The organism is Mesorhizobium sp. LSJC280B00 (assembly GCF_000502835.1).
Taxonomy (GTDB): Bacteria; Pseudomonadota; Alphaproteobacteria; order Rhizobiales; family Rhizobiaceae; genus Mesorhizobium.
On record NZ_AYVL01000049.1, the window covers coordinates 1 to 19921 of the forward strand.

Here is a 19921-nt window from a genome sequence, read left to right on the forward strand (position 1 = left end):
CTCGGCGGCGGCGCCTGGGGCACGGCGCTGGCGCTGGCCACGCTGCGCGCCGGTCATTTCGTCCGCCTCTACGCGCGCGACCCGGAGACCGTCGCGGCGGTCGACCGTGGCGAAAATCCGCGCTATCTGCCGGGCATCGCGCTCGATCCCGGCATCGTGGCGACGAGCGACATCGAGGCGGCGCTCGACGGTGCCGACTGCGTTCTGGCGGTAGCGCCGGCGCAATCGTTGCGGATTATGCTGACGGCCGCGTCCAGCCATATGCCGAAAGGCATCCCGCTGGTCCTCTGCGCCAAGGGCATCGAGCGCGACACCGGCGCGCTGCTATCGTCCATCACCGAGGAAATACTGCCGGCAAATCCGGTCGCCGCTTTGTCCGGCCCAAGCTTTGCCACCGACGTCGCCAGGGGCCTGCCGACGGCCGTCGTGGTCGCCGCCCGCGACGAGGCTCTGGCCACCGACCTTGCCGCCCGCTTTTCGGCGGAAAATCTGCGCTGTTATTCGAGCGACGATCTAATCGGCGTCGAGATCGGCGGCGCGCTGAAGAACGTCTTTGCCATTGCCGCGGGTGCCGTCACCGGCGCCGGGCTCGGTGCCAGCGCCCAGGCGGCGATGGTGACGCGCGGCTTCGTCGAATTGCGCCGCATCGGCGCCGCCTTTGGCGCCAAGCCGGAGACGCTGATGGGGCTTTCCGGCCTCGGCGACCTGCTGCTCACCTGCTCGTCCGCGCAGTCGCGCAATTTCGCCTATGGGCTGGCGCTGGGGCAAGGCAAGCCGCTTGCCGGCCTGCCTTTGGCCGAAGGCGTGCCGACGGCGGCAATCGCCGCCCGCATCGCCGGCGAGCGCCGGATCGACGCGCCGATCATCGCCGCCGTCGCCGCCATACTGGACGGCACCATAACCATAGACCAGGCTGTGTCGGCGTTGATGACAAGGCCACTCAAGACCGAAACCGACATGTAATCGCGAACGATTGCGGAGATGGAAAGATGCTGTTTGCGTTGATTTGCAAGGACAAGCCAGGAAGGCTGCAGGTGCGGCTCGATACGCGGCCCAAGCACCTTGCCTTCCTGGAAGGGCTGAACGGCGACAAGAAATTGGCCTTCGCCGGCCCGTTCCTCGACGCCGACGGCAAGCCGAACGGCACTCTCGCCGTTGTCGAGGCGCCCGATCTGGCTGCGGCAAGAGCCCTGTCGGCGTCCGATCCCTATACCAAGGCAGGGCTGTTCGAAAGCGTCGAAATCCGGCAGTGGAACTGGAGCTTCAACAAGCCGGCGGATATCTGATGCATGTCGCGCAAAAGTGTGCAGCGGTTTTGTGATAACGACATGCATACAACAAGAACCTAAAGCGCGTCGCATGAGGCCGGTCGAACGCGACGCGCTTTTAGTCGCGGCGGCACCCTGAGGAGGAGCAACACAATGAACTACTGGCTGTTCAAATCCGAACCTTCGGTCTTCTCCTTCGAGGACCTCAAGGCCAAGGGCAAGGCCGGCACGCAATGGGACGGCGTGCGCAATTATGCGGCGCGCAACAACATGAAGGCGATGCAGATCGGCGATCTCGGCTTCTTCTACCATTCCAATGACGGGCTGGACATCGTCGGCATCGCCGAAGTCTGCGCTCTGGCCCATCAGGACAGCACCACCGACGATCCCCGCTGGGAGTGCGTCGACATCCGCGCCTTCAAGGCCATGCCGAAGCCGGTGACGCTGGAGCAAGCCAAGGCCAATCCAAAGCTGGCCGACATGGCGCTGGTGCGGCTCGGGCGGCTGTCTGTGCAGCCGGTGACGCCGGCCGAATGGCAAGAGGTTTGCCGCATGGGCGGCCTGACGCCGGCGCCATGACGGCGCTGACGCCGGACAGCGCCAGGAAATTCATCCTCGACAACACGGCGCTGATGGCGCCGCCGCATGTGCCGGAGATCCGCCTGCACCTGGCCGACGAGGCACATGAACTATGGCAGCGGACCGAGGACGAGCTGACCGAAATCGGCCTGCCGCCGCCCTTCTGGGCTTTTGCCTGGGCCGGCGGCCAAGGCCTTGCCCGCTACATCCTCGACAATCCGGCGGCGGTGCGCGGCAAGCGCGTGCTGGACTTCGCCTCCGGCTCCGGCCTTGTCGCCATTGCCGCGGTGAAGGCCGGAGCTGCCGAGGTGATCGCCGCCGATATCGACCCATTCTGCGCGACCGCGATCCGCCTCAATGCCGAGGCAAATGGGACCGAGATAAAATTCCTCATCGGCGACTGCATCGGCAGCGATGCCGGCTGGGACTTGGTGCTGGCCGGCGACGTCTTCTACGACAAAACTTTCGCCGACAGGCTGATGCCGTGGTTCGTCGCGCTGAAGGCGCGCGGCGGCGACATTCTCGTCGGCGATCCCGGCCGTTCCTATCTGCCGAAGACCGGGCTGGAGCCGCTTGCCGTCTATGAAGTGGCGGTGACCCGGGCGCTGGAGGACGCCGAGGTCAAGCGCACCACCGTCTGGCGCCTTGCTTGACGGCATCGCCGAACAGGCGTTCCATCGCGCAATCGACCGGAGGGAACCATGGATTTTTCAGCAATCAATTGGCTGGCGGTAATCGTTGCTGCCGTCGTGGCGTGGCTGTTCGGCGCGGCCTGGTACATGGGCTTGAGCAAGCCGTGGCTGAAGGCCGCCAAGCTTGATCCGGCGACGATGAGTAAATCGATGCTACCCTTCGTCGTCTCCTTCATCGCGGAGCTCGTCATGGCGCTGGTCATGTCGCTGATCATCGGCGCCGTAACCGGCGGCGAGCCGAGCCTGCTTGCCGGGGTGATCTTCGGCTTCGTTCTCTGGCTGGGGTTCGTCGCCACCACGCTTTCGGTCAACCATCGCTACGAAGGTTTCGGCTGGGATCTGACGCTCATCGATGTTGGTCACTGGCTCGGCGTGCTGCTTCTCATCGGCGCGGTGATCGGCTGGTTCGGCGCGGCGGCGGGCTGACCGTCAGCTCGGCGTCTTGGCGATTTCCTCGAGAAGCCAATCGCGAAAGGCGACGATGCGCGGATCATTCGCCGCGGTCTCCGGATAGACCAGGAAATAGGCGAATTCAGGCGCCACCTTGATGCCGAGTTCGAACGGCCGGATCAGCCTGCCTTCGGACAGGTCGTTTGCCACCATGGCGAAATCGGCGAGCGCGACCGCGTTGCCGTCGAGCGCGGCCTGGACGGCATCGGTCGAGTTGCCGAACACGATGGTCCGGCTGCCGTCGAAATCGTCGACGCCCGCCGCCGCCATCCACATGCTCCAGTTGGGCCAGGTGACGCCCTGGCGCGACCACTCGATATGGGCCAGCGTATGATGAAACAGGTCGCGCGGCTCTTTCAGCCGCGGCCCCCCCCGCAGCAAGGCCGGGCTGCAGACGGGGATGATGACGTTTTCGAACAGCCGGTGCGAGCGAAGCCCCGGATATTTGCCGGTGCCGAAACGGATGCCGAGATCGACGTCGTCGCGATCGAAGTCGCGCACCTCGTAACTGATGTCGAAACGCAGCTCGATTGCCGGATGCTGCTTGCGAAAATCGTCGACGCGCCGCATCAGCCACTTCGTCGCGAATTGCGCATCGAGGGTGACCTTCAGCAGCGCCGATCCGCGCGCCGTCTTCTGCGCCCGTGAGACGGCCCGGCCAAGCAGGTCGAGCGCATCGGTCGAAGCTTCGAACAGCACCGCGCCCGCCTCGGTCAGCCGGATCGTGCGGCTGGTGCGTGTGAACAGCACGATGCCGAGCTGATCCTCGATTTCCTTGATCTGATGGCTGACCGCTGCCGGCGTCAGGCCGAGCTCGTCGGCGGCGCGGGTGAAATTGAGGTGCCGCGCCGCTGCCTCCAGCGTCCGCAGCGCACGGGTTCCAGGCAGCAGGCGCGCCATCAGTGCCAGACGAGGAGGGTTCGGTCGAGCATTCCAACCCTCAAACAAAACTTGAAGATGCAGAAAAAACTACTCGTTTCCCGTTTGAATTTCAATCCGCCATGATCTGAGCATCGAAGAAACATCAAACCGGATTTGATGTCCGGAGAAGCGGATTGCATCATGTCTGACATCGCCTTGCGCTCGGTAACCCTCCGCTCGGCCTGGCTGCGCGCCATGCTTGACTGGCTTCGGCATGCAAAAATCGCGGTCAATCTTCCCTACGAGAATGTCGAGGATCTCGCCGATCGCCAGCTTCGCGACATCGGCGGCGAACGCAAGGACATCGCACGCGCCATGGACCGCGAACTCGGCCGGCTCGGCCTTCTCGACATCGGTTGGCAGAGGCCGAGGAAGCGGATAGGGCAGTAGTGAATGGTGAATGGTGAATGGTGAATGGTGAATGGTGAATGGGAAGCTAGGCGGTGCGCCTGCACATGTCCCTACCGATCGCTTCTCACCACTCACTATTCACTATTCACTACCTCACCACCCTTACCACCGTCCGCTCCGACAGCAGCGGCAGCAGCCGTGCCATGGTGCGGGCCGTTACCGCGACGCAGCCTTGCGTCGGCGTGAAGCCGGGGCGCGCCAGGTGGAAGAAGATGGCGCTGCCGCGCCCGCGCCGGCGCGGCACAATGTTCCAGTCCAGCACCAGGCAGGCGTCATAGAGATCGTCGGTGCGCAGCATCCGCTCATGGCTGGCGCCATAGGGGATTTTGACCGGGCGGTTGTAGTTGCGGTCCCCAGGCACTTCGCACCAGCCGAGGTCGCGGCCGATCGGCGTCATCGCCAGCCGCGTCCGGCGGCCGCCGGCAAAACGGTCGCCGCGAAAATATCCCGACAATATCCGCATCGAGGCAAGCGGCGTGGCGCCGTCGCCCTCGCGCTTGCCGGCCGAGATGCCGCCATGCCCCAGCGCACATGGAAACACCAGTTTGCCGGCCTGCAGAAAGCCCTGGCTGGGTTGGCCGGGGCGCGCGCGCACGGTGAGCACGGTGAGCCCTTTCGGCAAAATTGCGCCGACTGCATTGCGATCGTGTTTTTTCTTGTATGATCGTGCCACGGAACAAATCACTGTGAACGGCTGTTGTGCCGGTCAGCTTCCGCATAAACAGGCAGCGGTCAACTGAAATCTCTTTTCAAAACAACGGATTGATCCATGACTTCACGCACCATTCTGATCGTCGACGACGATGACGACCTGCGCGGCACCCTTGTCGAGCAATTGTCGCTTTATGAGGAATTCGATGTCCTGCAGGAAGCGACCGCCGCCAAAGGCGTCGCCACGGCGCGTGGCGGGCTCATCGACCTGCTCATCATGGATGTCGGCCTGCCCGACATGGATGGCCGCGAGGCGGTAAAGATATTGCGCAAGGGCGGCTACAAGGCGCCGATCATCATGCTGACCGGCCATGATACCGATTCCGACACCATCCTTGGCCTCGAGGCCGGCGCCAACGACTATGTGACGAAGCCGTTCCGTTTTGCCGTGCTGCTGGCCCGCATCCGCGCGCAGTTGCGCCAGCACGAACAGAGCGAGGACGCCACTTTCTCGGTCGGCCCCTACACGTTCAAGCCCAGCCAGAAGCTTCTGATCGACCCGCGCGGCGCCAAGGTGCGGCTGACCGAAAAGGAAGCCTCGATCATCAAATATCTCTACCGTGCCGACCAGAAGGTGGTGACCCGCGACGTGCTGCTGGAGGAAGTCTGGGGCTACAATTCCGGCGTCACCACGCATACGCTCGAAACTCACGTCTACCGGCTGCGCCAGAAGATCGAGCGCGATCCTTCCAACGCGGAAATTCTCGTGACAGAAAGCGGCGGCTACAAGCTGGTTCCTTAAACATTTCATTATTCAAATAAGCGATCCGGGCGGGGCGCTTTTCGGGTACGGTCCTGAGGCTGGAGGTGGTTTTGGATCGGCCTCGTAGGGGAGGAGTCGGACTGACGGTTCGGGGACATAGCTAGATGGCGCTGGATGACGACATCCGCATCCTGTCCACCGTGAGGCTCTTCGAGGGCTTTACGCAGGAACAGCTGCGTCTGCTCGCCTTCGGCGCCGAAACCACCATGTTGAAAGCCGACCACAAGCTTTACCGCGAGGACGACGAGGCTGATTCGGCCTACATCGTGGTCAGCGGCCGCATCGTGCTCTACCGCGAGCACGACGGCGAGCGCATCCCGATCGGCACCGCCGGCCCCGGCACCATACTCAGCGAACTGGCGCTGATCGCCGACACCAACCGGCTGACCAGCGCCTCCGCCGAAATCGATTCGGAAGTGCTGCGGCTCAGCCGCAAGATGTTCCGCCGCATCCTCGAGGAATACCCGGAACTGGCGGTTCACTTGCACCAGCGCATCTTGGAGGATTTCCAGGCGATGATCCGCCGCATCGAGGAACTTGGGCCGCGTTTTGCCGGCTAATATAGCGCCTCTGGCCTAACCAGATCGATTTCGGAACTGCGGGTGCGTTGCGGAAACAAGCTCGGCCTTGCGCCGTGCCGTCTCCAGTCCGAGCGCAATGAAGCGGCGCGCATGTTTGGCCAGCTCCATATTGTCGGTCCACAGATTGCGCCAGATCGCGGTTTTCCGCGACAGGTTCTCGTCGACGATTTCCGAGGAGAAGGATTCGAAGCTGAGGTCGTCGCTGTAGCCGATGGCGGTCAGCGCATCGAATATCGCGGCAAAATCGATATTGCCGGTGCCGAGGAAACCGCGATGGCTCTCGCCGATATGGACATAGCCGATCTTCCCGACCGCATTGCGAATGGCCAAGCCGACATCGGCCTCCTCGATGTTCATGTGGAAGCTGTCGAGATGCAGGAAGATATTGTCGGAGCCGCTGTCCGCGATGAAGGCCATGCCTTGCGCGGCGGTGTTGAGCAGATTGCTTTCGAAGCGGTTGACGATTTCGAGGTTGAGGGTGACGCCGGCTGATTTTGCCGTGTCCGCCACCTCGGCCAGCGTGCCGGCGCTGCGGTTCCACTGGTCACGCGTCGGCGCCTCGCTCTGCAAGCCGTGGCTGGTGCTGAGGATGCCGGCAACCTTCTGGCCGCCGAGATCGCGGGTCAGCGCGATCGTACGTTCCAGGATTTCGACGCCGTGCGCGGCAATCGTTTTGTCGGCGCTCGAAATATCGCCGTCGGCCGGCAGTCCAATGCTGATCGCAACGCCGAGGCCGAGATCGGCGATCCGCTTGGCCAAGCCGTCAATGTCGACATTGGCGGGGTCGAGATAGGAGAATTCGATCAGGTCGAAGCCGGCTTCCCTGGTGTTGGCCAGCGTCCGCTCGAGGTCGCCCTGCGCCGAGCTCGCCGACCAGACGAATGAGTGGATTCCGATGCGCGACATGATTGTCTCCGGTCATTCCAGGAGTAGCGGACCCAAGGCCAAAGCGGTTTTGGCAATCCGCTGCTCGGACAAAAAAGGTGCGGCCGGTCATCCCGGCCGCACCAGGCTTGGGAGGCTTAGCGAGCCGCGGTCCAGCCCTTGTAATCCTGCAAATTGTCGGCCGTGATCAGCTTCGGGTCGAGCAGCACCGTCGGCTCGGCCGGCTTCTTGCCGGCAAGCAGGTCAGCCGCCATCGTCAGCGACTGGCCGGCCATCACATAGGGATCCTGCGAGGCCGAGGCCTTGATCATCGACGTGCCGGAGGCGAGTTCCTTCTCGATATCGGGTGCACCGTCGACCGCGGTGAAGATGAACTCCGAGCGGTTGAGCTGCTTGGCCGCAAGCTGGGCGCCGATCGCCGTCGGATCGTTGATGGCGAAGACCGCGTCGATCTTGTCGAAACGCGTCAGCAGCGACTGGAACACTTTCAGGCCGCCGTCACGCGAGCCTTCGGCGTTCTGGTCGTCGGAAAGGATCTTGATGTCGGGGTGCTTTGCCAGCACGTCCTTGCAGCCCTTGACCCGCTCCAGGATCGACGACGAGGCCGGGCCATTGAGGATGACATAGTCGCCCTTGCCGCCGGTATTATCGACCAGATACTGGCACGCCTCTTCGCCGGCCTTGACGTTGTTGGTCATCACGGTGACGTCGGCGCCCGGCGCCGAAACGTCGAAAGCGGCAACGACGATGCCGGCCGCCTGCGCCTTCTTCACCGCCGGCGCGATCGCCTTGGCATCGACTGCGTTGAGCATGATGACGTCGACACCGGCAGCGATGAAGGAATCGACCTGCGATACCTGCTTGTTGAGATCGTAGTCGGCCGATACCGAGGTCACCTGCACATTCGGGTTGATCTTCTTGGCCGCGTCCTCGATGCCCTTGATGGTGGCGACGAAGAACGGGTTGCCGAGCAGTCCGACCGAGATGCCGACCTTGTTCAGATCCTTTGCCGATGCCGGCGCGATGACGGCGGCCGCAAGGGCGACGCCGCAGAGCAGTTTAGCGATGGTCTTCATTGTTTTATTTTCCTCCTGATGCCCCGCGCCTCTCACGGTGCGTTACACATGAAACCGGCTCGTTGGATGCCGGCGACTAAGGGCCATCACGTTCTTGCTCCTGCCTGGAGCCGGTAACGGTCGAGGGCGACCGCCACGATGATGACCAATCCCTTGATGATGTACTGCCAGATGTCCGAAACACCGGCGAGGATGAGCCCGTTGGACAGCACGGCGATGATCAGGCCGCCGATCAGCGTGCCCCAGATCGAGCCGACACCGCCGACGAAACTGGTGCCGCCGAGGATGACTGCGGCAATGGCGTCGAGTTCGTAGGACTGGCCGAGCTGAAGCCCGTTGGCGGCATAGAGCCGGGCCGCCGACATGGCGCCGCCAAGGCCGGCCAGAAGGCCGGAAACGCCGTAGACGAAGAGCAGCACCAGCGGCACCTTGATGCCGGTCAGCCTGGCGGCCTCGGCGTTGCCGCCGACGGCGTAGATCCAGGTGCCGAGCACGGTGCGCTTGAGCACCAGCCAGGACAGGACGACGACCGCCAGCGCGATGATTACCAGCCACGGAATGCCGAACAGCGAACCGTTGCCGATGAAGTCGAACGGCAGGTCCGCGTTGAACACCGTCGTGTCCTGGCCGAGCAGGCGGGCGACGCCGCGCACGGCGGTCAGCGATCCCAGCGTGACGATGAAGGGCGGCAGCTTGATATAGGCGATCAGCAGCCCGTTGATGACGCCGAAACCGAGCCCGACGAGAATGGCCGCGGGCACGCCCAGCAGTCCCCAATCGGGCACCAGCGACACCATCACCGCCACCATCGCCGAGGCGGCAAGGATCGAGCCGACGGACAGGTCGATGCCGCCGGTCAGGATGACGAAGGTCATGCCGGCGGCCAGCACGATGTTGATCGACGATTGCTGCATGACGATCAGCAGATTGGTCTGGGTGAAAAAGCGCGGATTGATGAACTGGAAGCCGACCGCCAGCAGGATCAGGATCGGCAGCATGCCGAGTGCGGCGATGGCGGTACGCCACCTCGTGCTCCTGCCGACCGCCCGGTCGTCCGCTTTCATCGTGTCGGCCGCCTTGTCGGTCATCGCTGAGCCGCTCCCGTTGCAAGTTCCATGATCGCTTCCTGCCGCAGCGGCTCGCCCTCCGACGCCGTCACCTCGCCGGCAATGGTGCCGTCGCGCATCACCAGCACGCGGTCGGCGATGCCGATCACCTCCGGCAGTTCGCTGGAGATCATCAGGATGGCGATGCCTTTCTTGGCCAGGTTGTCGATCAGCCGATAGATTTCCGACTTCGCCCCGACATCGACGCCGCGGGTCGGCTCATCGAGGATGACGACCTGCGGCTCGGTTTCCAGCAGGCGGGCGAGCAGCACCTTCTGCTGGTTGCCGCCCGACAGCGAGCCGGCATTGGCCTGCACCGAGCTGGTGCGGATGGAGAGGTCTGACACCGCCTTGGCGGCGCGCTTTTCGGCAGCCGTGAAGTCGCGCAAACCGCCGGCCTTCGCGTCCTTTGCCAGCACGCCCATGCTGATATTGTCGGAGATCGACATGTCGAGAAACAGGCCAAGTTGCTTGCGGTCCTCGGTCAGATAGGCGATGCCGGCATCGAGCGCCTCGCTCGGCGAACCGATGGATATCGGTTTGCCGCCGAGCTCCAGCGTGCCTGATGTGTGCCTGTCGGCGCCGAAGATCAGCCGTGCCAGTTCGGTGCGGCCCGAGCCGACCAGGCCGGCCAGTGCCAGTACCTCGCCCTTGTGGAGGTCGAAGGAACAATTCTTTATGAGATTGCCGTCCGACATGCCGCGCACCGACAGCGCGATGGCGCGCTTGCTGTCCGGCGGACGGTGATCCTTCTTGTAGAACGTCGACAGATCGCGCCCGACCATCATCGATACCAGGCGCGAGGCGTTCAGGTCGGCGCGGTCGAGCGTGCCGACATAGCCGCTGTCGCGTAGCACGCTGACGCGGTCGGCGAGCTGGTAGACCTCTTCCATACGGTGGCTGATGTAGATGATGGCGATGCCTTGCGACTTCAGCGTCGCGATCACCTCGAACAGCCGGTCGGTCTCACGCGAGGTCAGCGACGTGGTCGGCTCGTCCATGACGATGATGCGCGCATTGGTCGACAGTGCGCGGGCGATTTCCACCAGCTGTCGCTCGCCGAGCGACAGGCTTGCGACCGGAGTGCGCGCCGAGAAGGTCACGCCGAGCCGCGCGATGATCTCGCTGGCGCGCCGATTGCACTGCTCGCGGTCGACAACGCCGAACCGTCGCGGCTCGTTGCCGAGAAAAATGTTCTGCGCTACCGACAGATTAGGCGCCAGCGACAGCTCCTGATAGATGACCGCAATGCCGGCGGCGCGCGCCTTGATCGGGTCGCCAGTCGCGGCCGGCACGCCGTCGATCAGGATTTCGCCGCCGGGGTCCGGCCGGTAGGCGCCGGACAGCACCTTCATCAGCGTCGACTTGCCGGCACCGTTTTCGCCCATCAGCGCGTGCAGCTCGCCGGCGTGAACGGTCAGCGACACATCGTGCAAGGCGCGGATCGCACCGAACGTCTTGGAGATGTGGCGCATCTCCAGCACCGGCTGGCGCACCGTCTCGATCCGGGCGGCGGCGCTCATCGCGCACCTCCTGCAGCTGCGCTGGCCACAGCCCGGTCGGCGGCAAGGCCGCGCCAGTCGTTGCGATAGCCGGCAAGGCCGCTGAAACTTGCCGCATGCACCGCCTCCGGCGCTTCGGTGGCAAACTCGCGTCCGACGCTTTCGAAGGCAAGTGCGGCAGCACCGGTGGCGCTGCCCTCCAGCGTTGCGCCCTGCAGGAAAGCCTGCCCGGGCCGCAACTGCGCCAGCAACGCGGCAAGCAGCCCGCCATTGTTCAGGCCGCCGTCGACGATCACTGTGTTGTCCGAATGGATCAGCTCGAGGCACAGATCGACCATCAGCGCGACATAGAGCAGCGCCATGGCCGCGCGTTCCTCGGCATTGGGCGCACGCCCGACCAGTTCGCCGCGGCGGTGCGGCATCGGGCCGCCGGGCGCGAAGCTCGGCAGCGCCATAATGCCGGCGTCGATCACCCGTTGTATCGATGACGGCGCGATTGCGCCCTGCCAGCCGGCGCTGATCGTGGCGAATTCGCGCCCGCCCATGAAGCGGACGGTTGGCACCGGGCCGCCATCGACATCGACATTGACCAGCATGTCGCGCTCGCCGTCGAGTGCGTCGAGCGGGCAGTCCGGATTGAGCACGACCACCCAGGTGCCGGTCGAGACCACGGTCACCGGCCCGAGCTGCTGCCGGCGGTAGGCATGGAGCGCGGCATTGCTGTCGTGGACGCCATTATGGATGGCGACTGGCTTCGCGGCCTGGCCGAAGCGCTGCTCGCCGATCACCGCGCCGGCACGCTCGAAGGCGGGCATCTGGCCGCGCCAGCCCTCGGCATCGACCAGCGAGCTGAAATCGCGTTTGCGCGGCGCCCATAAATGCGAGTGGCAGCCGAGATACGACACTTCCGATACCGGCCGGCCGCCAAACCGCCAGCTCCAATATTGGGGGTAGCCGAGGATCGATTTCGCTGTGGCGAAGGCACCGGGCTCCACCTCCTTCAGCCACAACATGTGGCGGCCGTAGTTGAAGCCAAGCGGCAGGCGCGGCGAAAAGGTCTCGGCAAAATCCGGAATGCGGCGGTCGATCTGCGCGGCGATTTCAGCTGGCGGTTCCTGCTCGTAATCGAGGATCGGATGCGTCAGCGCGGCTTCGTCGACCAACGCGAAGGTGCAGCCATGGCCGGATACCATCAGCCCTTCCACGCCATGCGTGTCGACTGCATCATCGATGGCGCGAGCCGCCCAGTCGTGCAGCGCTGGCTCGTCGAGCACGCTGAAGCCGCCTTTGCGGATCCAGCTCGGCTGGGTGCGGCGCTCCTCGAGGATCTGTCCGTCCTGGCCGAAGACGAACAGCTTCGAATTGGTCTTGCCGAAATCGAGGACGGCGATGTTCACTGGGCGCCTCCCGAGGAAGCCGCGATCCGCACCATGACGCCGGCATCTTCGAGCATGCGGGCATCTGTCTCGGACAGGCCGTCATCGGTGACCAGCGTGCCGATCCGCGACAGCGGCAGTGCCACATTGCGCGCGTGGATCGACAGTTTTCGGCTGTCGGCCAGCACGACGATCTGGTCGGCGCAGAGGCTGAGCTCGACGATCGAGCGGACCAGCAGCGGGTGCGATTCCAGAAGGCCTTCCTGGCCGATGCCTTGCGCGCCGAGAAAGAACTTCGAGGCGTAGAACGGCACCGTCTGCGTCAGCGAATGGATGATGCCCGGCTCGCGGTGCAGTTCGCCGCCGGCGACGGTGAGGCTGCAATGGCCGTGGTCGCTGAGATAGGCCGCGAGCGGCATCGAGTTGGTGTAGAGCCGGATGTTGCGGTCGGCGAGCTTGACGCCGAGATGGAAGCAGGTCGAACCGCCATGCACGATGACCGCGTCGCCGTCGCGCACCATGGTGGCGGCTAGAGCGGCGATCTGCCGCTTGGCCTCGACGGCGAGGTCGCGGTTCTCGTCATAGGGCCTGGCATAGGCGACGCCGGCTTGCGAAGCGCCATCGAGCGCCGAGATGCCGCCATAGACCTTGCGCGCTTCGCCGGCCTCGTCGATCTTGTCGATGTCGCGCCGTACTGTCGCCGCCGACACGCCAAGCCGCTCCTGCAACTCGCGCACCGATGCGAAAGGCCGGTCCCGCAAAAGCTCGACAATCTGGCGCTGGCGGCCGGAGTCGCTCAACCCTTACCTCCCAATGCGCTTGCCTCCCAAGCATTTTGCATGCATTGCCATTTTGCACGGCAATTGGTGCAACTTACTCAACACGCCTCGGATTGCAAGCCTGATCTGACGCGATAACATCACTGTTGACGTAACTTACTCGCATCTGCGATACCAGCGTCGGTCTTCGTCCCGGCACCGGGACGTCCAAAGCCGTGGCCACGCGGCCGGTTTGTGGAGGAATTTTGATGACGATCAGTGCGGATGCGCAGGAACTGGCAGCGCTGCGGTCGCTTTCGGCCGCCATCGGCAGCGACCCGCATCTGACCCAGGCCGCCGGCGGCAACACCTCGCTGAAAGCCGGCGACACGCTCTGGATCAAGGCCTCCGGCACCTGGCTGAAGGACGCGCTCATCGCGGACATCATGGTGCCGGTCGGCATCCCGCCATTGCTCGACGCCATCGAACGGCGCGACCCGGCCGCCGAACAGCCGCAGGCCTTCACTGTCGACGCCCTCAACGCGCGCGGCTTGCGCCCGTCGATCGAGACCACCGTGCATGCGCTGATGCCGCAGCGCATCGTTCTGCATGTTCACTGCGTCGAGACCATTTCGCTGGCCGTGCAGGCCGACTGCGAGGCCGAGGCCGCCAGGCGGCTCGACGGCCATCAATGGGCGTATATTCCCTATCGCCGGCCGGGACTGCCACTCGCGCAGGGTATAGCCGAGCGCCTTCGGCCAGGCGTGGATATCCTGATCCTCGGCAATCACGGCCTGGTCGTTGCAGCCGAGACCGTCGCCGCGGCCGACATGCTGCTGCGGCGCGTGACACGACTGTTGGCGCGGCCGCCGCGCCAGGTGGCGGAACCGGACATCGCGGCATTGACGGCGCGCGCCGGCGACAGCGACTACAGATTGCCGGCGGACGTTGAGGCGCATGCGGTGGCGATCGACGCCGAAAGCTGCCGCATGGCTTCGGGTGGCAGCCTCTACCCCGACCACGTCATCTTTCTCGGCGAAGGCTCGGTCGTGGCGAGACCGGACGAGGGTGTGAAGCGCGTCATCGAGCGCTGCGGCGCCGCACCCGCGGCGATCCTGTTTCCTGGACTCGGCGTGTTGATGCGCGGCGACGCCGGCGCCGGTGCCGACGCCATGCAGCGCTGCCTTTCCGACGTGACAGCGCGGATCGATGTCGCGGCGAAGCTGAATTATCTGACAGCGGCGGAGAATGACGAGCTGATCAACTGGGACGCCGAAAAATATCGTCAGAAACTCAATGCCGGAGGCAGCTGACATGCCGCGTTCGTCTGGCCCGCTTGCCATCGGCATCGACATCGGCACATCCGGCGCGCGCGCCGTCGCCATGCGTCCGGATTTTTCCATTGCCGCGCATTCCGCTATTGCCCTCGAGCGATTTGGGCCGAACGGCCGCGACCCCGCCATATGGTGGGAGGCGGTCGGCGCGGCGTTGGCGGAACTGCTCAAATGTATCGATCGCGCGGCAGTGCGCTCGATCGCCGTCGACGGTACGTCGGGCACGCTGCTGCCGGTCGACGGCGCCGGGCGGCCGCTGGCCGAACCGCTGATGTACAACGACAAGGTCGCTGACGACACTATTCTGACAGCAATAGCCGGCGCGGCACCGGCAACGAGCGCTGCACTTGGGGCGACCTCCGGTCTCGCCAAGGCGCTGTCTTTCCAGCACCTGCCCGGCGTCGCCACTGTGCTGCACCAGGCAGACTGGATCGCCGGACAGTTTTCCGGCCGCTTCGATGTCAGCGACGAGAACAACGCCCTGAAGACCGGCTACGACGTCGAGGCCCGGCGCTGGCCGGACTGGATCGCGGCGACCGGCGTGCGCATGGAATTCCTGCCCCGCATCGTGCGGCCGGGCGATGTCACGGACACGCTCACCGCCAGCGCTGCGAAAATGTTCGGCCTGCCGCGCGACGTGGTTATCGTTGCCGGCACGACGGATGGCTGCGCCTCATTCCTGGCGACCGGTGCGAGTGCCGCGGGCGACGGCGTTACCGCGCTCGGCTCGTCGCTGACCATCAAGATCCTCTCCGACCGGCCGATCTCGGCGCCGCAATTCGGCATCTACAGCCATCGGCTGGGTGACACCTATCTGGCGGGCGGCGCCTCGAACTCCGGCGGCAAGGTGCTGGCCCAGCATTTCCCCGTCGCCCGCATTGTCGAACTCAGCAAAAAAATCGACCCGGCGACGAAGACCGGCCTCGATTATTACCCGCTGCCGGCGCCGGGCGAACGCTTCCCCATAGCCGATCCGGCGCTGCCGCCGCGCCTCGAGCCGCGGCCCGCCGACGACGCCGACTATCTGAAAGCGATGTTCGAGGGTATTGCGGCGATCGAAGCGCTCGGCTATCGCCGGCTTGCCGAACTCGGCGCCCCCCGGCTGACATCGGTCAGGAGCGTCGGCGGCGGTGCGGCCAATCCGGCCTGGACAGCGATCCGGCAGCGCAAGCTTGGCGTCGCTCTCGTGCCGGCTCTTTCGGAGGAGGCCGCTGCCGGCACGGCGCGGCTGGCGCTGATGGGCGCAAGCGCAGCGGGGCTTTTATGACGGCCAAGGCAATTCAACACCTCGACGGCATCGCCGCGCTGACCGACCGCTATCAGGTGTTCCTGCTCGACCAATTTGGTGTGCTGCACGACGGCACCAGCGCCTATCCAGGTGCTGTCGAAGCGTTGTCGGCACTCAAGCGCGCCGGCAAGACCATCGTACTGATCTCGAATTCCGGCAAGCGGGCGCAACCCAATGAGCGCCGCCTGCTGAAGCTCGGTTTCGAACCGGGAAGCTGGGATCACTTTGTCTCCTCCGGCGAGGTGGCGTGGCGCTCCTTCCACCAAATGGCAGCATCCGGAGCCCTGCGCCCGCAGACAAAATGCCTGCTGATCCGCCGCGACAATGACCGTTCGGCTGTCGACGGCCTGCCCTTCGTCCTGGCCAAGGACGGCGACGATGCCGAACTGGTGCTGATTTCCGCCAGCGAGGGCGATCGCTACGACCTCGACCATTATCGCCGGCTTCTTGGTCCGGCGGCGGCGCGGCGGGTGCCATGCTTCTGCACCAATCCCGACAAGATCATGCTGACTGCCGTCGGCCCTCGCTTCGGCGCCGGCCGGCTCGCCGATCTCTACGAGAGCCTCGGCGGCAGCGTGGCGCGCATTGGCAAGCCCAATCCGCAGATATTCGAGGCAGCGCTGGCACTGGCGGGCCACCCGGAGCGCGACAGCGTGGTCTGCGTCGGCGACAGCGTCGAGCACGACATCGCCGGCGGCAACGGCGTCGGCGTCGCGACGACGCTGGTCCTGTCGGGCATATTGGCGGGGGCGCCTGACCTGGAGGACGTTTTCGCCACGCTGAACGCCCGTCCCGACTACATCGCGGATAGCTTCAGGTTTCGCTGAGTTGTTAAGGCGAGACAAAGCTAATCCAGGTTGAAACGCCCGATCACCGGCACATGGTCCGAGGGCCGTTCCCAGCCGCGCGCCGGCCGCAGGATTTCATAGCCGGCAAAATGCGGCACCAGGTTTGGCGACGACCAGACATGGTCGAGGCGGCGGCCGCGATTTGAGGCCTGCCAATCCTGGGCGCGATAGCTCCACCAGGTGTAGAGTTTCTCCTCGTAAGGCACATTGAGCCGCATCAGGTCGATCCAGTCGCCGGCGAGCCGCATTGCCTCGAAGTTTTCCGTCTCGACCGGCGTATGGCTGACGACCTTGAGGAGCTGCTTGTGCGACCAGACATCGTGCTCGAGCGGCGCGATGTTGAGGTCGCCGACCAGGATCGAGCCGGAGTGCTCGTCATGCTCGGCGCGGACGGCGTTCATCTCGGCAACGAAATCGAGCTTGTGCTTGAACTTGCGGTTGACGGCCGGGTCGGGCTCGTCGCCGCCGGCCGGTACGTAGAAATTGTGCAGCAGGATCGTTTTGCCGCCGGCGTTGACGGTGACCGACAGATGCCGGCTGTCGTCGATCTCGCAGAAGCGGCGCTTTTCGACCACCTCGATCGGCCGCCGCGCTATGGTGGCAACGCCGTGATAGCCCTTCTGGCCATGGAAGGCGATGTGCTCGTAGCCGAGCTTGCGGAACGCTTTCTCCGGAAACAATTCGTCCGGAACCTTGGTTTCCTGCAGGCAGAGCACGTCCGGCGCCTGCTCGACCAGCAGGCGTTCGACGATCGGCATACGCAGCCGGACGGAGTTGATGTTCCAGGTAGCGACGGAAAACGGCATGTGGGTTCCGGATAACGCGAGATCCGCCGGATGGGTCCGACGGAAGTCAATCGCGGAAACTACTGCCAGCCGCGCACCGCAAAAACAAGCCGCCTGCACCAACGCGGAAAAGCCATCCCGCAGCAGTAGAAAGTTACCGCGTCTTGGTGTTCAGCTCGCGGTTCGCCGTATAGTCGATGGCGAAAGTGTCGGGGGCGAAGCTGACGCCCTCCTTGGTGTTGAAGATCATCACCGTCGTGTCCTTGCCTTGCGCATCGGTGATGGTCCACTGCCGCAATTCATAAGATTTCGGATCGAACATCATGGTGATCTTCGAATTGCCGAACACCGATTTGTCGGCAAGCTGGATGGTGGTGAGATCGTCCTCTTCCTTGACGCTTCTGACGCGCCCGCCCGACAGATCGATCTTGTCGTCGAGCAGCAGCTTCAGCGGCGTCTTCGACAGCGGATAGAGGTCGGAGGTCCGCAGCTTCTTGTTGAGGATGACCACCGACTTGCCGTCGGAAATCACCCTGAAATTCGAGGCGCCGTCGTAATTGAAGCGGATCTTGCCCGGCCGTTCCAGAAAGAACTTGCCGCCGGTCTGCTCGCCCTTGGGTCCGAACTGCACGAACTCGCCGCTCATCGATTTGACCGAGGAGAAATGATCGGCGATCTTCTGCGCCGTCGCCGGAACCGCTGCTTGCGCCGACGCCAGCAACTGGAAGCCGGGCACGAGGTTGGCGGCCGCCGCACCGGCCAGGACCAGGCCGAGGCCGAGCACCTGCCGGCGGGTTGGGGCGAAATCCCTGCTTGGGGCGAGAGTTGCGTTTTTCATGCCGGTCACCATCATCTGATTGCTTGCTCGTTATATTGGTCTGGCCCCCCAGTTGGGCTTAAGTTTGGCGGGCCGCACGGCGCCCGTCCGCTGCAACGCGCCAAAAGGTTCAAAGTTGCCGGCGCGGACGCGCTCTAGAACTTGTCGTCCTCCGTCGGCACCAGGATTTCGCGTTTTCCGGCATGGTTGGCCGGGCCGACAATGCCTTCCTTCTCCATCTTCTCGATGATCGAGGCGGCGCGGTTGTAGCCGATGCCGAGCCGGCGCTGGATGTAGCTGGTCGAGGCCTTGCCGTCGCGCAGCACCACCGCGACCGCCTGGTCGTAGGGATCGTCGGAATCCTCGAAATTACCGCCGTCGCCGCCGCCACTGCCTTTGCCCGTCGGCTCATCGTAGTCCTTGTCGTCGTCCTCGGTGATGGCGTCGAGATATTCCGGCACGCCCTGCAGCTTCAGATGCGCGACAATTTTCTCCACCTCGTCGTCGGAGACGAAGGGACCGTGCACGCGCTGGATGCGGCCGCCGCCGGCCATGTAGAGCATGTCGCCCATGCCGAGCAGCTGTTCGGCGCCCTGCTCGCCCAGGATGGTGCGGCTGTCGATCTTCGATGTCACCTGGAAGGAGATGCGGGTCGGGAAATTCGCCTTGATGGTGCCGGTGATGACGTCGACCGACGGCCGCTGCGTCGCCATGATGACATGGATGCCGGCGGCGCGCGCCATCTGCGCCAGGCGCTGCACCGCGCCTTCGATGTCCTTGCCGGCGACCATCATCAAATCGGCCATCTCGTCGATGATGACGACGATGTAGGGCATCGGCTCGAGGTCGAGGTTCTCCGTCTCGTAGATCGCCTCGCCGGTTTGGCGGTCGAAGCCGGTCTGCACGGTGCGCGAGATCCTTTCGCCCTTTTTCTCGGCCTGCTGCACGCGCGCGTTGAAGCCGTCGATGTTGCGGACGCCGACCTTGGACATCTTGCGGTAGCGGTCCTCCATCTCCCGCACGGTCCATTTTAGCGCCACCACCGCCTTCTTCGGATCGGTGACGACCGGCGTCAGAAGATGCGGAATGCCGTCATAGACCGAGAGCTCCAGCATCTTTGGATCGATCATGATCAGCCGGCAGTCCTGCGGCGTCAGCCGGTAGAGCAGCGACAGGATCATGGTGTTGATGGCGACGGACTTGCCCGAGCCGGTGGTGCCGGCGACCAGCACGTGCGGCATTTTGGCGATGTCGACGATCACCGCCTCGCCATTGATGGTCTTGCCCAGCGCCAGCGCCAGCTTGGCCTTGGTGGTTTCGAAATCGCGGCTGGCCATGATCTCGCGCAAATAGACCGTCTCGCGCCTGGCGTTCGGCAATTCGATGCCGATCGCGTTGCGGCCGGGCACCACGGCGACACGGCAGGCGATGGCGCTCATCGAGCGGGCGATGTCGTCGGACAGGCCGATGACCCGCGACGATTTGATGCCGGGCGCCGGTTCCAGCTCGTAGAGCGTGACGACCGGACCCGGACGCACATGGATGATTTCGCCCTTGACGCCGAAATCCTCCAGCACGCCCTCGAGCAGGCGGGCGTTCTGCTCCAGCGCGTCCTTGGACAGGCTGGCGTCGCGCACCACGTTCTTTGGTTCCGACAGGAAGTGCAGCGACGGCATCTCGAATTTTTCCGAGCCGATCAGCGAAGTCTGCGCCTCGCGCTGGACGCGGGCGCCGGGGGCCGGCCGCGGCGCCGGCGCCTCGACGCGTGTC

The 19921-nt window shown here is 64.5% G+C and carries 22 protein-coding genes; 11 read left to right on the forward strand and 11 right to left on the reverse strand.

Translation table 11 applies throughout. The features are described 5' to 3' along the window. The 5 genes from X773_RS71460 to X773_RS71480 form a co-directional block, all read left to right on the forward strand. Positions 1 to 963: NAD(P)H-dependent glycerol-3-phosphate dehydrogenase (locus X773_RS71460; protein WP_023680471.1), on the forward strand; the 963-nt coding region annotated here is incomplete at its 5' end. A 26-nt stretch (positions 964 to 989) separates the two neighbouring features. Next, positions 990 to 1286, forward strand: a complete 297-nt coding sequence (locus X773_RS71465) for a YciI-like protein (RefSeq protein ID WP_023680472.1) — start codon at positions 990 to 992, stop codon at positions 1284 to 1286. A gap of 135 nt (positions 1287 to 1421) precedes the next feature. Continuing rightward, complete coding sequence (locus X773_RS71470; RefSeq protein WP_023680473.1) at positions 1422 to 1847, forward strand: EVE domain-containing protein; 426 nt, start codon at positions 1422 to 1424, stop codon at positions 1845 to 1847. Continuing rightward, positions 1844 to 2500, forward strand: coding sequence for a methyltransferase (locus X773_RS71475; protein ID WP_023680474.1), 657 nt, complete (start codon positions 1844 to 1846; stop codon positions 2498 to 2500). The genes X773_RS71470 and X773_RS71475 overlap by 4 nt, the downstream gene beginning before the upstream one ends. A gap of 48 nt (positions 2501 to 2548) precedes the next feature. Beyond that, positions 2549 to 2965 (forward strand): DUF1761 domain-containing protein, encoded by a 417-nt coding sequence (locus X773_RS71480; RefSeq protein WP_023680475.1) that lies wholly within the window; start codon positions 2549 to 2551, stop codon positions 2963 to 2965. Positions 2966 to 2968: 3 nt separating this feature from the next. Here the strand turns inward: X773_RS71480 and gcvA are convergent, their stop codons facing one another. Then, a complete protein-coding gene (gene gcvA / locus X773_RS71485; RefSeq protein WP_023680476.1) occupies positions 2969 to 3889 on the reverse strand; it encodes a transcriptional regulator GcvA in 921 nt (306 codons plus the stop codon). A gap of 162 nt (positions 3890 to 4051) precedes the next feature. Between gcvA and X773_RS71490 the strand changes: the two genes are divergently transcribed. Further along, positions 4052 to 4300, forward strand: a complete 249-nt coding sequence (locus X773_RS71490; RefSeq protein WP_031213166.1) for a hypothetical protein — start codon at positions 4052 to 4054, stop codon at positions 4298 to 4300. A 109-nt stretch (positions 4301 to 4409) separates the two neighbouring features. Here the strand turns inward: X773_RS71490 and X773_RS71495 are convergent, their stop codons facing one another. Further along, positions 4410 to 4946, reverse strand: coding sequence for a L,D-transpeptidase (locus tag X773_RS71495; RefSeq protein ID WP_245274862.1), 537 nt, complete (start codon positions 4944 to 4946; stop codon positions 4410 to 4412). Positions 4947 to 5090: 144 nt separating this feature from the next. Between X773_RS71495 and X773_RS71500 the strand changes: the two genes are divergently transcribed. Beyond that, the gene (locus tag X773_RS71500) at positions 5091 to 5774 is read left to right on the forward strand and encodes a response regulator transcription factor (protein ID WP_023680479.1); all 684 of its coding nucleotides are present in this window, start codon (positions 5091 to 5093) and stop codon (positions 5772 to 5774) included. Between the two features lie 125 nt (positions 5775 to 5899). Continuing rightward, the gene (locus X773_RS71505; protein WP_023680480.1) at positions 5900 to 6355 is read left to right on the forward strand and encodes a cyclic nucleotide-binding domain-containing protein; all 456 of its coding nucleotides are present in this window, start codon (positions 5900 to 5902) and stop codon (positions 6353 to 6355) included. 15 nt (positions 6356 to 6370) lie between these two features. Here the strand turns inward: X773_RS71505 and X773_RS71510 are convergent, their stop codons facing one another. The 6 genes from X773_RS71510 to X773_RS71535 form a co-directional block, all read right to left on the reverse strand. After that, the gene (locus tag X773_RS71510) at positions 6371 to 7282 is read right to left on the reverse strand and encodes a sugar phosphate isomerase/epimerase (protein ID WP_023680481.1); all 912 of its coding nucleotides are present in this window, start codon (positions 7280 to 7282) and stop codon (positions 6371 to 6373) included. 116 nt (positions 7283 to 7398) lie between these two features. Continuing rightward, positions 7399 to 8337, reverse strand: a complete 939-nt coding sequence (locus tag X773_RS71515) for an ABC transporter substrate-binding protein (protein WP_023680482.1) — start codon at positions 8335 to 8337, stop codon at positions 7399 to 7401. Positions 8338 to 8423: 86 nt separating this feature from the next. Continuing rightward, on the reverse strand, positions 8424 to 9425 hold the full coding sequence (locus X773_RS71520; protein ID WP_023680483.1) for a ribose ABC transporter permease: 1002 nt from the start codon (positions 9423 to 9425) through the stop codon (positions 8424 to 8426). After that, positions 9422 to 10966 carry a sugar ABC transporter ATP-binding protein gene (locus tag X773_RS71525; protein ID WP_023680484.1) on the reverse strand — a complete coding sequence of 515 codons (1545 nt, stop codon included), beginning with the start codon at positions 10964 to 10966 and terminating at the stop codon, positions 9422 to 9424. Before X773_RS71525 ends, X773_RS71520 begins: the two co-directional genes overlap by 4 nt. Beyond that, positions 10963 to 12342, reverse strand: coding sequence for a carbohydrate kinase (locus X773_RS71530; RefSeq protein ID WP_023680485.1), 1380 nt, complete (start codon positions 12340 to 12342; stop codon positions 10963 to 10965). The genes X773_RS71525 and X773_RS71530 overlap by 4 nt, the downstream gene beginning before the upstream one ends. Continuing rightward, the gene (locus tag X773_RS71535; protein ID WP_023680486.1) at positions 12339 to 13121 is read right to left on the reverse strand and encodes a DeoR/GlpR family DNA-binding transcription regulator; all 783 of its coding nucleotides are present in this window, start codon (positions 13119 to 13121) and stop codon (positions 12339 to 12341) included. The genes X773_RS71530 and X773_RS71535 overlap by 4 nt, the downstream gene beginning before the upstream one ends. Before the next feature lie 227 nt (positions 13122 to 13348). Here X773_RS71535 and X773_RS71540 point away from each other — a divergent pair, with 227 nt between their 5' ends. The 3 genes from X773_RS71540 to X773_RS71550 are packed head-to-tail and all read left to right on the forward strand — an operon-like array spanning position 13349 to position 16528. Then, positions 13349 to 14392 carry a class II aldolase/adducin family protein gene (locus X773_RS71540; RefSeq protein WP_023680487.1) on the forward strand — a complete coding sequence of 348 codons (1044 nt, stop codon included), beginning with the start codon at positions 13349 to 13351 and terminating at the stop codon, positions 14390 to 14392. A gap of 1 nt (position 14393) precedes the next feature. Further along, on the forward strand, positions 14394 to 15680 hold the full coding sequence (locus X773_RS71545; RefSeq protein WP_031213171.1) for an FGGY-family carbohydrate kinase: 1287 nt from the start codon (positions 14394 to 14396) through the stop codon (positions 15678 to 15680). Further along, positions 15677 to 16528 carry a TIGR01459 family HAD-type hydrolase gene (locus tag X773_RS71550; RefSeq protein WP_023680489.1) on the forward strand — a complete coding sequence of 284 codons (852 nt, stop codon included), beginning with the start codon at positions 15677 to 15679 and terminating at the stop codon, positions 16526 to 16528. The genes X773_RS71545 and X773_RS71550 overlap by 4 nt, the downstream gene beginning before the upstream one ends. 20 nt (positions 16529 to 16548) lie before the next feature. Here the strand turns inward: X773_RS71550 and X773_RS71555 are convergent, their stop codons facing one another. The 3 genes from X773_RS71555 to X773_RS71565 form a co-directional block, all read right to left on the reverse strand. Then, positions 16549 to 17355, reverse strand: a complete 807-nt coding sequence (locus tag X773_RS71555) for an exodeoxyribonuclease III (protein WP_023680490.1) — start codon at positions 17353 to 17355, stop codon at positions 16549 to 16551. Between the two features lie 133 nt (positions 17356 to 17488). Beyond that, the gene (locus X773_RS71560; protein ID WP_031213172.1) at positions 17489 to 18172 is read right to left on the reverse strand and encodes an outer membrane lipoprotein carrier protein LolA; all 684 of its coding nucleotides are present in this window, start codon (positions 18170 to 18172) and stop codon (positions 17489 to 17491) included. A 134-nt stretch (positions 18173 to 18306) separates the two neighbouring features. Next, positions 18307 to 19921, reverse strand: a 1615-nt coding sequence (locus X773_RS71565) for a DNA translocase FtsK (RefSeq protein WP_023680492.1), incomplete at its 5' end; no start/stop codon positions are given.

Bases quoted from the DNA above. Each gene is read 5' to 3' on its own strand.
- X773_RS71550 (WP_023680489.1), top strand. From the start codon at position 15,677: ATGACGGCCAAGGCAATTCAACACCTCGACGGCATCGCCGCGCTGACC.
- X773_RS71470 (WP_023680473.1), top strand. From the start codon at position 1,422: ATGAACTACTGGCTGTTCAAATCCGAACCTTCGGTCTTCTCCTTCGAG.
- X773_RS71525 (WP_023680484.1), bottom strand. From the start codon at position 10,966: ATGAGCGCCGCCGCCCGGATCGAGACGGTGCGCCAGCCGGTGCTGGAG.
- X773_RS71500 (WP_023680479.1), top strand. From the start codon at position 5,091: ATGACTTCACGCACCATTCTGATCGTCGACGACGATGACGACCTGCGC.
- X773_RS71515 (WP_023680482.1), bottom strand. From the start codon at position 8,337: ATGAAGACCATCGCTAAACTGCTCTGCGGCGTCGCCCTTGCGGCCGCC.
- gcvA (WP_023680476.1), bottom strand. From the start codon at position 3,889: ATGGCGCGCCTGCTGCCTGGAACCCGTGCGCTGCGGACGCTGGAGGCA.
- X773_RS71465 (WP_023680472.1), top strand. From the start codon at position 990: ATGCTGTTTGCGTTGATTTGCAAGGACAAGCCAGGAAGGCTGCAGGTG.
- X773_RS71520 (WP_023680483.1), bottom strand. From the start codon at position 9,425: ATGACCGACAAGGCGGCCGACACGATGAAAGCGGACGACCGGGCGGTC.
- X773_RS71505 (WP_023680480.1), top strand. From the start codon at position 5,900: ATGGCGCTGGATGACGACATCCGCATCCTGTCCACCGTGAGGCTCTTC.
- X773_RS71490 (WP_031213166.1), top strand. From the start codon at position 4,052: ATGTCTGACATCGCCTTGCGCTCGGTAACCCTCCGCTCGGCCTGGCTG.
- X773_RS71555 (WP_023680490.1), bottom strand. From the start codon at position 17,355: ATGCCGTTTTCCGTCGCTACCTGGAACATCAACTCCGTCCGGCTGCGT.
- X773_RS71510 (WP_023680481.1), bottom strand. From the start codon at position 7,282: ATGTCGCGCATCGGAATCCACTCATTCGTCTGGTCGGCGAGCTCGGCG.
- X773_RS71540 (WP_023680487.1), top strand. From the start codon at position 13,349: ATGACGATCAGTGCGGATGCGCAGGAACTGGCAGCGCTGCGGTCGCTT.
- X773_RS71480 (WP_023680475.1), top strand. From the start codon at position 2,549: ATGGATTTTTCAGCAATCAATTGGCTGGCGGTAATCGTTGCTGCCGTC.
- X773_RS71475 (WP_023680474.1), top strand. From the start codon at position 1,844: ATGACGGCGCTGACGCCGGACAGCGCCAGGAAATTCATCCTCGACAAC.
- X773_RS71545 (WP_031213171.1), top strand. From the start codon at position 14,394: ATGCCGCGTTCGTCTGGCCCGCTTGCCATCGGCATCGACATCGGCACA.
- X773_RS71560 (WP_031213172.1), bottom strand. From the start codon at position 18,172: ATGAAAAACGCAACTCTCGCCCCAAGCAGGGATTTCGCCCCAACCCGC.